A 9,796-nucleotide genomic window follows, 5' to 3' on the forward strand; every position below is an offset into this window, starting at 1 on the left:
CTGTGCGCTCTTCTACCGGCTGCCGCGGCGGAGATTCCGTTGCCGGAGGGCGTGGCCGAGCGCGGCGCTCAGCGTGGCGAAGGTGTGTAGTTTCGTGACGTCGAGGCCGAGCGATACGATGGCCGCGGCGACCCGGGGCGAAATGCCCGAGACGAGGCAATGGCTCCCGAGGAGCTCGGCGGCGTGAACCATTCGCACGATATGTTCGAGCGTGGCCGCGTCGACGTCGTCGAGGCCCGTCAGGTCGATGACGCTGACCTTGATTCCGCCGTGTGTGATCGACTGAAGCAGGGTGTCGGTCATCTGCGCGGCGCGGGTCTCGTCGAGGGCGCCGATGACGGGCATCGCGAGGACGCCGTCCCATACGTGGAGGACCGGGTTCGCGAGCTTGCGGAGGACGAGCTCGTTCTGCTGGAGCCGGATGGATTGCTCGATGTGCGCGGTGCTGTCGAAGATAAAGCCGAAATAATGCGTGATCTCCCGCGTCCACGGGTCGCGGTGGATGACCGCGTGGTCGGAGACCCAGATCGTCCGGCCGTCGCGCCGACGGATGCGATAAGGGGACTGGGTGAACCATTCGGCGCGGCTCGCCTCGAAGGCCCGGAGCTCCTCGGTGACGCGCGGGACGTCCTCGGGGAGGATGAGGCCGGAGTAGGTCCGCGTGAAGGAGAGGAATTCTTCGGCGGGATAACCCGTCAGTTCGAGGACGTTTGGCGAGACATACTCGACGGGCCAGTCGGGTTCGGCGCGCCAGCGAAAGACGACGACGGGGCCGATGCGGAAGATACGGCGCTCTTCGAGGCGGACGGCGAAGCTCGTGATGGTGCGATTGACCTCGCGTTCGATGTCGCCGAGCGGGCCGTCGTCGATGGTGTCGATGAGCGCGGGCACCTCTTCGTCCACGAGGCGCGAGAGCGTGTCGGCGATGCGGCGCATGCGGGCGGCGTGATCCATCGCGGCGGACCTCAGGCGAGCTTCGATTCGAGCATGCCGACGAGCATCGATGCGTGGCTCCGGAGCGGCTCCGGCAAGGCGCCGCGCTCGTCGCATTGAGCGAGCAGCTCCTCGGCGATCTCGCGGGCGCCGCTCGCTTCGGCGGAGACGGGTTCGAGCGCGGTCGTGATCGTGACGAGGGAGCGAAGCGTCGCGGCGTCGTCCCGTCCGTGGCGCAGGAAAGGAATGGGGCCCGGGGGCCGCGCGCAGGTCTCACGCACGAATCGCTCGAGCCAGCGGGCCGTCGCGATCATCTTGGGCCAGTCGAGCTTGTCGACCGTATCGGTCGGCATGTGGTAATGGCGGGAGCGGCCCGAGGTGAGGAACAAGAAAGGGACGCTGCGCTGCCAGAAGGCGAGGTAATCGGAGAGGGGCGGGATGATCTCGGCGTCGGCGCGGCGGATGCGCACGCCGGGCTCGCTCGTCGCGATGGTGTCGACGTGGGCCGCCGTCCCCTCGCTGCGCTCGGCGCCGAGGGCGAAGAGGGACGCTCCGACCTCGTCGGGGACGCCCGCGGGGCCGAAGGTGTGGCCGACGAGGTCCATGGCGATCATCATGTCGATGCGGTCGAGCGGGACGGGGGGGTGTTTCGCGAAAAACACCGAGCCCATCGTGTTCTGCGTGAAATGCGGGGGCTCCTCGCCGTCGAAGGCGGCGAGGATGACGCCGCGGCCGGCCGGGCGTTTCGCTGCGAGGGCGCGGGCGACTTCGAGGAGGATGCCGACGGCGGCGGCGTTGTCGTCGGCGCCCCAGTAGACCTTGCCGGCGAGCTCGCCGAGGTGGTCGAAATGGGCGCCGACGAGGACGTATCGCTCAATGTCGCCGGGGAGGACCGCGATGACGTTGGCGCCGCGCAGGCCCGGGACGGGCTGCTCGTGCGGATCGAGGCCGGCCTGGCGTAGCGCGGATACGACGGCGGCACGCGCGGCGTCGCCGCCCTTCGTGCCTGGTTTGCGACCGGCGCATGCCGGAGAACAGAGCTCTTCGACGAGCTTTCGCATCCCCGTGGTCATGAGGAGCACCTTATCACGGCGCGTGGACCGAGGTAAGATGCGCGCTCTTGCGTGATCCGGGACGAGGGGCCGAGGTCCGAGCGTTGCTCGGCGCCGCGGCGAAGGTAGGGGACACGCGAGCCGGGAGAGACAGGGACGATGCGTTTTTCATGGGGCTATCCGATCGCAGTCGCAGCGGCATTCGTTGCATGCAAGGGGGGTGGCGAGGCGCCCGCGGGGCCCACGCCGGGCCCGGCGGAGGCGACGAGCGCGACGGCGAAGGGCGCGGCCGAGGCGCCGGCGGCGCCGAAAGAAAAGCCGAAGGCGGTGGCGCGGGAGGGAAGCACGATCGCGCGTTCGCCCATGAATGACGCGCTTTACGTGGCCGACGAGGATCGGGGCGTGGTGCACGTGATCGCGATGCCGGTGGATGTGGAGAAATCGGCGCAGACCGTGAAGGTGCCCGGTCAGCCGGCCCAGGTGCTCGCGCTCGCGGATCGGGTGCTCGTGACGATCCGGAGTGAAGGGGCGATCGCGCCGGGCACGGACCTTTCGCCCGAGGAGCGCGCGGCGAGCGCGGCGCCCGCGCCCACGGCGTCGGCGAGCGCGGCGCCGGCGGTCGTGAAAGCAAAGGGGCCGGAGAAATACGAGAAGCCGAAGACGGTGCCATCGGCGACGGGGCCGGGGCTTTTGCTCGTGATGCGAAAGGACGCCGAAAAGGGGCTCGTGGTCGAGTCGCGGGTCGAATTGCCCGAGGACGCGTGGGGCGTGGCCGTGACGCCCGATGAATCGACGGCGATCGTGACGAGCGCCTGGACGCACAAGGTGTCGGGGGTGGACCTCGCGACGGGGAAGGTGCGTTTTTCCGTGGATGTGGCGCGTGAGCCGCGCGCGGTGGTGGCGCACCCGAGCGGAAAAGCGGTTTACGTGACGCACCTCGTGGGCACGGATCTCACGCGGATCGATGGGATCGACGGGGAGGCGGCGTCGGTCAAGCGGATCAAGCTGCCGGCGTCGCCTTTGCGGACGCCGGTGGGGGCGACGTCGAATGCGTCGCTCGCGTATTCGGCGGTGCTGTCGCCGGATGGGAAGAAACTCTACGTGGCGCGGCACGCGCTCGGCGGAATGGGGCCGCAGGTCTGGATGGGGGTGTCGGCGGTCGACGTGCTGCTCACGACGGACGACACGCCGCTCGCGCCGACGCGCCTCGCCGGGCCGAAGACGACGACGCCCGACGTGACCGGGATGGTGGAGGATCCGGAGACGGGCGGCGAGGGGCCGCGTACCGCGCCAAACCCGTTCGTGCAGCCGCGCGCGATCGTGTACAAGAAGAGCACGGATACGCTGCTCGTGGCGTCGGAGGGGACGGACGAGCTGTCGGTGCTTCACGCGGGGCCGATCGATCCGACGCTGTTCATCGCGGGGAACGTCGAACTACGGAAGAATCCGGATTCGAATTACAAGGTGGCGACCGGCTGCGGCGCGCCGAGCGGGATCGCGCTCGCCGCGGACGAGAAGTCGGCGTACGTGTTCTGCCGGGCCACGCATTCGTTGGAGATCGCGTTCTTCGATTCGAGGAAGAACCAGTTGATGCGGCTCGGGGAGGAGCCGCTCCCCGCGCAGGCGGCGCTCGGGCGGAAGCTTTATTATAACGGGACCGACGAGGTGACGAGCGGGGGAATGGGCTGCGCGGGCTGCCATCCGGAGGGGCGAGACGATGGGCACGTCTGGCACGAGCGCGCGGCCGTCGGGCAGGGGCCGAATTTCTTCGCGGGGGCGGCGAACATGCCCGGGTGGGATGTGGAGAAGGGGACGGGCGGAGGTTTTGCCCGACAAACGCCGATGCTCGCGGGGCGCGTGGTGTACGAGGGGCCGTACGGGTGGCACGCGGAGAGCCCGCATCTGACGCACCGGCTGACGAACGGGTTCTTGCTGCATCGATGGGGCGATCTGCCGTACGGGCACGATCGGAAGGAGCTGACCGAGCGGGCGATGGCGTTGCGGGCGTTCTTGCGGCTCGGGCTCGTGCCGCCGCCGCGCAAGGCGCGGGAGCTCTCGGACGAGGAGAAGAAGGGGCAGGAGGTGTTTCTGCGCGTGGAGACGAAATGCGCGGGATGCCACGTGCCCGAGATGGATTACAGCGATCGCGCGCCGTATCCCGTGTATTCGAAGCTGCCGCCGCCGGAGAGCTTCGAAGCGGATCCGGAGCTCGAGTTCAAGACGCCGTCGCTGCGGTTCGTCGGGGGGACGGCGCCGTATGCACATGATGGGCGTTTTTCGACGCTGGAGGAGCTCATCGAGCGGAACGACGATCGCATGGGGAACACGAACCAGCTCACCAAGCCGGAGCGCGCGGCGCTCGTGGCGTTCCTGAGGACGTTATGAGGACGAAGAAGGGCACGATCGGGTTCGTGGCGCTCGCATTCGCAGGGGGCGCGCTGTTCGCGGGGTGGGCGAGCGCAGAGGATGCGCCGCCCGCGCAAGAGGCGCCGCTCGGGAGCGTGGCGGTGCTGGACGATGCGGGGACGGAGGAGGGGGGCGACGGTGGGGACGCGGAAGCGGCGCCGGCCGCGCCGCCGAAGCAGACGCTCGCGATTTCGGCGGACAAGTCGCCGCGGCCGAAGGATGCCGACTGGGACGTGCTGGGCGTGGAGATGTCGTTTTCGCCGGGGTCGATACCGGGTGGCTGTCGGCTGCACCATATCCGGGAATGGGTGCGGATCCGGTGCACCGGGTCGATCGGGCAGATCGCGATGCTGGGCGGCAATCACGAAGGGGTGTCGATCAAGCTCGATCCCGTGGGAACCGACGAGTTCGTCCCGTTCCCCCAGGGCGGCGAGGTCGTGTTCCCGGTGCGGACCGGGGATCGCCGGGTGTTCGAATGGATCGGCGTGGAATTTGGCTACAAGGGGATGACGTCGGCGTCGACGTTCCTCATGCTCTCGGAGTCGTGGCTGCGGTGGGAAGAAGGGCCGACGATTTACGTGCGTTAGCCGATCAAAGCGAATCGACGAATCGAAGGAGGGCGGCCCGCTCCGACGCGGAGAGCGCGCGGAATGCCTCGCGCGAGGCTTCGGCCTCGCCGCCGTGCCAGAGGATGGCTTCCTCGATGCTCCGGGCGCGCCCATCGTGCAGCAGCCGCGTGTGTCCGGAAATCAGGCTCGTCATGCCGACGCCCCAGAGCGGGGCCGTCCGGAAATCGCGGCCCCCGGCCTCGTGGTCGGGGCGATCGTCGGCGAGCCCCGGGCCCATGTCGTGAATGAGGAGATCGGTGTACGGGTAGATCCGCTGGCCCTCGACCTCGGGAAAACCCGCGAGCGGGCCGGTGACGAACGATGGCGTATGGCACGCATTGCATCGTGTCTGCGAGAACAGGGCCTTTCCCAGGAGAACCTCGGGGTCGGCCGCGTCCGGGCGGTGGGGCACGGCGATGAGGTGAGAAAAGACGATGATCGCGTCGAAGCGAGCCGGGTCGATGTCCAGCGTCGTGCCTGCGGCCGCGGCGCAATCTACCTGAATGGGCGGGCAATTGTCGGTCGGGCGCAGGGGAGAGGTGATGCCGATGTCCCCGAGGAAGGCACCGGCGGTTTGTCGCGCGAGGTCCACCTCGTTTGCTTTCCACCCGAATCGCCCGGGCATGAGCGTGTTGTCGATGGATACATGATTTCTGCGGCCGCGAATGCCGTCCCCATTGGCATCGTCGGGATCGGCCAGCGCCTCGATGTCCTCGTCGCGGACGGCGGCGAGGAGGCCGAGCCCGATCATGGGCTGAGCCACGCGTGGTGAAATGCGGGTGTCCGCGGCGAGCGGGCCGAATGCAAGATCGCGCGCCGTGTACGTCGGCTCCAGCAGCTCGTACGATGTGCCATCCGCATACGAGCCGGGTTTCGGGGCATGGTCGACGGAAAACCACCCCTCCGGCGTGACCCCAGGAATGGCCTTGTTCTGGATCTGATCGCCGTAGCGGGGATCGGGGACGAACGTGGCGCCGTCCTCCGAAGGAATCGACAGCCGCACGAGCATCGACGTCATCGGCTGGCCAGGAGGCGGAGGCGCGCCGCGGCCGCCCCGGAAATGACAGCTCCGGCAGGAGGTGCCGACGTACGTCGGACCCAGGCCGTCACGGTCGATTTCGCCTCCGACCGTCCACGCGACGTCGAAGAGCGCGAGCCCGGCCTCGAATGTCCCGAGGCGCTCCAAGGAGAGGTTCGCGGCGGGTCGCGAAAAACTCTTTTCGTCGCGCGTCTCGAGGGTCGTGTCGCCGCCGGGCCGCTCTTCGCCAGGTTCGAACATCGCCGGCGTGGCTCCGCCCGCGCCCGCCGTGCCGGAGCTCGAGCTGCTGCTCGACATGCCCGCGCCGCCGGCACTCGAAGAAGAGCCGCCGGTTCCGCCGGGGCTCGGTTCGAGGTTTGGATCGGAGCACGCGAATCCGAGGGGAATCGCGGCCCAAAGTGCTCTCCGAAGCCTCACGGCCAGGGCACTCCGACGGGGACACTCGATCGTTCGGGGCCTTCCGGGGGCAGCGGGAGCGCGAGCTGTCCGCTTGCATTCGAGCCCCACGCCTGGAGGCCGCCGGCGCCGTCCACGACGAGCGCGCCGGTGAGGCCCGCGGAGAGCGCGCGCACGGCGCCCACCAGGCACGGCGTTGGCTTGGTCCGCAAATGGGTGTCGCCCACGCCGAGCTGCGCGAGGCTATTTTGACCCCAGCCGAGGAGAGCGCCGCTCGTGAGCACCGCGTAACTCGTATTTCCCCGGGCGCCGAGCGCGATCACGCGGTCGGGCAAGACGAGGGGAACGGGCTGCGGCCTCACAGCGAGAATGCCGGCCGAGCCATCCCCGATTTGCCCGCTCGAGCCGAGGCCCCATGCATACACGTTGCCGCTCGTGGTCATGGCAAGGACATGGTCCCGGCCGGCGGCCACGTCGACGACGTCGACGAGATTCGGCACGATGAGCGGCGAGGGGTGAGGTGAAATGTCCTCGTCGCCGATTCCGAGCTGGCCCTCGTCGTTCGAGCCCCACGCATGAACGAGGCCATTCGTGTCGACGGCGAACGACGCGTCGTCCGAGGCGGCGATGGCGACGATTTCGTCCGTGGTGGGCACTTCGACGATTCCAACGTGGCTCTCCGTATCGCCGACGCCGAGCTGCCCGCGGCCATTGAGCCCAGCGGCGAAGACGCGACCATCCGCGCGCAGGAACAAGGTATGTCCTGCGCCGGGCGCGAGGGCCGTGATGTCGTCGAGCCCGGCCACCGGCGCGAAGGACGGCTGGTCCGCGGTCGCCGCGAAGACGTGTCCCTCGGCATCCAGCACGAAGAGCGAGCCTCCGCCTTCGGCCACGGAGACGACCCCAGCCGGGGCTTCCCTCTTGGCGGGAATCGGGTCGCCGCCGCCCCATTGCACGATCGACCCGTCGCGAACGGCATACATCGTGTCGAGGGAGGCGGCCACGGGGCGTCCGCCATAGAGGTGACCCTCCGCATCGGTGGCGTGCCCCGACGGCAAAACGAGCGTCACGACGAATGGATTCACGCCCCGAGAAAGAGGGAGCCGCAGCCTTGCTGCTCCGGTGGTCGTCGATGCGTCGATGGGTCGCTCGTCGAGGAGCTGTTCGCCGCGCTGGAGCCGGAGGGTGGCTCCTCCTTCCGGTACGGAAAACGCGACGTCCACGTCCACGAAATGGCGCTCGAATGCCATACCGGGCGGGGGGCTCGTGAGCGTGAGCGTGGCGTCGGGCGCGGGGATCGAGCCGCCGCCTTCACCGCCCGAGCCGGCCCCGCCTCCTCCGGCGCCCGGGGCCATGCCCCCCGAGCCCCCCGAGCCGGCGGTCGTCGATTCCGAGGCCGGCGGCCCGTCGCCGGAGCACGCGGCGACCACGCACCCGGCGAGCACCAGAATGGCGAGCGCGCGGAGCCTCATGGGAGCGTCACGAGCCCCGGCGTCGGATAAGCCCAGTTGTTGAGCAGGTTCGGCCGCCCGAGGCTTCCATTCGTGCTCCATCCCCACGTGAAGACCGCGCCGTCCGGCGCCGTGCCGATCACGTGAGTCGCCCCAGGTTCGATGTCGAGCACCGCAGGCAGCGCGAGCGGCGCGTCCGGCGCGCTTCGATCGACGGTGTCATCGCCGCCGATGCCGAGCTGCCCATTGAAGTTCTGCCCCCAGCCGACCGCGCTTCCATTCGTCCGGATGGCGAAGCTGAAGTTTCCGTCGGCGAAGACGGCCGCCGCGTCGGCCAATCCCACGACGCCGGTGGGTGAATGAACATCCGCGTCGGCGCCGCTCATTCCATTGCCAATCTGACCGCTCTGGTTGAGCCCCCACGCGACGATCGTCCCATCGGAGCGCAGCGCAAGCACGTGATCCCGCCCCGAGGCGAGGTGCACGACGTCGGCCACTCCCGGGACCTGGACGGGCGTCGGGTGAGGGTCGGTATCCGCGGTCCCCTGGCCGAGGTTGCCGAATTGATTCCTGCCCCACGCCCACACGGTGCCATCGCGCCGCAGCGCGAGAGAATGCTTGGAGCCGCCGAGGATCTGGATGATGTCGTCGAGCCCCGCGACCGTCACGGGGGAATGGCGGTCCTCGGTCGTGCCGTCGCCGAGCTGTCCCGAAGCATTGTCGCCGAAGGCGCGGACCGTTCCATCCTCGAGCAAGACGAGCGTGTGATCGTACCCGAACGTCGCCGCGAGGACACCGGAGAGGTTCGTGTTCTGTGTGGGGACCTCGCGTTTGTCCACGTCGCTCATTCCTGGGGCGGCGAGGCCGAGCCGGCCGTCGGCGTTGTTTCCCCAGACGAACAGGGCGCCGTCCTTGCGGAGCGCCAGCGATTGATTCTGGCGGAAATCGAGGGCGGTGATTTCCTCGATCCCCGGCACGAGCATGGGTTCGAGGCGCGACGTCGTGTCTCCGACGCCGAGGCCGAGCTGCCCGAGGTTGTTGCGGCCCCACACGGCGACCTTCCCGGACGCGATTGCGCCCGTGTGAGACCCTCCGGCGCCGGCCCTTCGCTCGAACGTCAGGTCGAGGGGCACCTCCGTGCGATGGCCGGCGAGGTCCTCGGCCGCGACGACGAGCGTGTTTTTCCCGCGTGTCGGCCGCGCGTCGACGAATCCATCGAACATCGGCGCGCCGCTGCTCACGGGGAGCGCCGTCACGGGGGCGCCGTTCAACGTGAATTCGACCTTTGCCAGGCCGCCGGAATCCTCGGCGTGCACGGAGACGAGAATACGAGCCGTACGGAGCAGCGCGCCGTTGCCGATTCCTCCGAGGGTCACGACGGGCGGCGTCAGGTCGGACGATGCGCCTCCTTCTCCGCCCGAGCCGCCCGCGCCGCCGGACCCGCCGGTGCCACCCATTCCGCCGGTGCCACCCGAGCCGCCGCCGCCTTCGCCGCCGGTATTCCCCGTGCCGCCGCTGGCGGACGCGGCCGATCCACCCGATGCCCCCGAGCCGCCTTGGCCTCCGCTGCCGGAGGTCGTGGTCGACGCGCCGGTGTTCCCCCCGGAGCCGGGCATTACTTCGCCTTCGTCGGTGCAACCCGCGCCCGCGCACACCACGAGAGCCGGGGCCAGCGCCCACGGCCAGAAGATCGTTCTTTTCATCGAACTGCGTCCATTCTTTCCCAGGTCGGCCGAACGGACTTTACCCCGCCTTCCACAAATGACAATGAAAATCGTTTTCAGTTTATTCGGCGAACGAGGTGCTGGAATGTGGTGGGATGCGTGACATGCGCGTGACGCCGTCCCGTTCCGCAGATGCGCCCGCGCTGATCGGTGCCGCGTGGATCGCGGCGGGGCGCTCTCGTATTTC

7 protein-coding genes are annotated in these 9,796 nt (G+C 69.1%); 2 read left to right on the plus strand and 5 right to left on the minus strand.

Annotated features, from left to right (window positions below; genetic code table 11):
• Window positions 1-12 precede the first annotated feature (12 nt).
• Window positions 13-954 (minus strand): PAS domain-containing protein, encoded by a 942-nt coding sequence (locus tag QHF83_RS09295; RefSeq protein WP_282417414.1) that lies wholly within the window; start codon window positions 952-954, stop codon window positions 13-15.
• 11 nt (window positions 955-965) lie between these two features.
• The gene (locus QHF83_RS09300; RefSeq protein WP_282417415.1) at window positions 966-2,006 is read right to left on the minus strand and encodes a M28 family peptidase; all 1,041 of its coding nucleotides are present in this window, start codon (window positions 2,004-2,006) and stop codon (window positions 966-968) included.
• Window positions 2,007-2,144: 138 nt separating this feature from the next.
• Between QHF83_RS09300 and QHF83_RS09305 the strand changes: the two genes are divergently transcribed.
• Window positions 2,145-4,370 carry a hypothetical protein gene (locus tag QHF83_RS09305; protein ID WP_282417416.1) on the plus strand — a complete coding sequence of 742 codons (2,226 nt, stop codon included), beginning with the start codon at window positions 2,145-2,147 and terminating at the stop codon, window positions 4,368-4,370.
• Window positions 4,367-4,978, plus strand: a complete 612-nt coding sequence (locus tag QHF83_RS09310; protein ID WP_282417417.1) for a hypothetical protein — start codon at window positions 4,367-4,369, stop codon at window positions 4,976-4,978. Before QHF83_RS09305 ends, QHF83_RS09310 begins: the two co-directional genes overlap by 4 nt.
• Before the next feature lie 4 nt (window positions 4,979-4,982).
• Here the strand turns inward: QHF83_RS09310 and QHF83_RS09315 are convergent, their stop codons facing one another.
• From QHF83_RS09315 to QHF83_RS09325, 3 genes are all read right to left on the minus strand, one after another.
• Window positions 4,983-6,335, minus strand: coding sequence for a di-heme oxidoredictase family protein (locus QHF83_RS09315; protein ID WP_282417418.1), 1,353 nt, complete (start codon window positions 6,333-6,335; stop codon window positions 4,983-4,985).
• Window positions 6,336-6,451: 116 nt separating this feature from the next.
• Entirely contained in the window at window positions 6,452-7,906 is a 1,455-nt protein-coding gene (locus QHF83_RS09320) for a hypothetical protein (protein ID WP_282417419.1), read from the minus strand.
• Entirely contained in the window at window positions 7,903-9,588 is a 1,686-nt protein-coding gene (locus QHF83_RS09325) for a chromosome condensation regulator RCC1 (RefSeq protein ID WP_282417420.1), read from the minus strand. The genes QHF83_RS09320 and QHF83_RS09325 overlap by 4 nt, the downstream gene beginning before the upstream one ends.
• Window positions 9,589-9,796 lie beyond the last annotated feature (208 nt).

The sequence above is a fragment of the Polyangium sp. 15x6 genome (assembly GCF_029960785.1).
Taxonomy (GTDB): Bacteria; Myxococcota_A; Polyangia; order Polyangiales; family Polyangiaceae; genus Polyangium.

Bases quoted from the DNA above. Each gene is read 5' to 3' on its own strand.
- QHF83_RS09305 (WP_282417416.1), top strand. From the start codon at position 2,145: ATGCGTTTTTCATGGGGCTATCCGATCGCAGTCGCAGCGGCATTCGTT.
- QHF83_RS09295 (WP_282417414.1), bottom strand. From the start codon at position 954: ATGGATCACGCCGCCCGCATGCGCCGCATCGCCGACACGCTCTCGCGC.
- QHF83_RS09320 (WP_282417419.1), bottom strand. From the start codon at position 7,906: ATGAGGCTCCGCGCGCTCGCCATTCTGGTGCTCGCCGGGTGCGTGGTC.
- QHF83_RS09310 (WP_282417417.1), top strand. From the start codon at position 4,367: ATGAGGACGAAGAAGGGCACGATCGGGTTCGTGGCGCTCGCATTCGCA.
- QHF83_RS09315 (WP_282417418.1), bottom strand. From the start codon at position 6,335: ATGTCGAGCAGCAGCTCGAGCTCCGGCACGGCGGGCGCGGGCGGAGCC.
- QHF83_RS09300 (WP_282417415.1), bottom strand. From the start codon at position 2,006: ATGACCACGGGGATGCGAAAGCTCGTCGAAGAGCTCTGTTCTCCGGCA.
- QHF83_RS09325 (WP_282417420.1), bottom strand. From the start codon at position 9,588: ATGAAAAGAACGATCTTCTGGCCGTGGGCGCTGGCCCCGGCTCTCGTG.